General features: G+C 48.1%; 2 rRNA genes. Both read right to left on the reverse strand.

The features are described from left to right. Positions 1-372: 372 nt before the first annotated feature. Positions 373-488: ribosomal RNA gene (gene rrf, locus QO207_RS31470) — 5S ribosomal RNA — on the reverse strand. Between the two features lie 135 nt (positions 489-623). Continuing rightward, positions 624-822 (reverse strand): 23S ribosomal RNA (locus QO207_RS31475); the annotation flags it as partial.

Consider the following 822-nt stretch of genomic DNA (forward strand, 5'->3'; position numbering starts at 1 on the left):
GGGTTTTGAGAAAACCCTAAACTTGGCTCAGCAATCGCATGCTCTATTTAAAGAGCTAAAACTCTCGAATTCACGAGTGTTACTTGCGTTGCTGATAATCAGTCGATCATCAGTCTTACATCACAAGCACCCACACGAATTGCTTGATTCAACTTGTTAAAGAGCAGTTGGTTAAGGCTTTCGTCTCAACCGAGGCGCGCATTCTACGCTAACCTCATCTTCCGTCAAGCTTTATTTTTCGAAAATTTCTTTTCTACTCAATCGCCTGGCTTCGGAGAGTCTCGACTCTCGTCAGCAGCAAGCACAAATCATGTGCTTACACTAATAGGCAAAGCCCCGGACAGCGAAGCTGACCGGGGCTTTGGGATAGGAGCTTGACGATGACCTACTCTCACATGGAGAAACTCCACACTACCATCGGCGATGCGTCGTTTCACTACTGAGTTCGGGATGGGATCAGGTGGTTCCAACGCTCTATGGTCGTCAAGCAATTCTTTATGGACGCTCGTGGCAGATGCACACGCTCATCCAGATTCGGGTATGTGACAGGTAATTTGCGGTTCACACGAACTTTCGGTTCGTTACGTCTTCACCGTACAACACACAAATTGTTTGGGTGTTATATGGTCAAGCCTCACGGGCAATTAGTATCGGTTAGCTCAACGCCTCACAGCGCTTACACACCCGACCTATCAACGTCGTAGTCTTCGACGGCCCTTTAGGGGAATCAAGTTCCCAGTGAGATCTCATCTTGAGGCTAGTTTCCCGCTTAGATGCTTTCAGCGGTTATCTATTCCGAACATAGCTACCCGGCAATGCCAC

It is taken from the genome of Pseudomonas sp. CAN1 (genome assembly GCF_030462585.1).
Taxonomy (GTDB): domain Bacteria; phylum Pseudomonadota; class Gammaproteobacteria; order Pseudomonadales; family Pseudomonadaceae; genus Pseudomonas.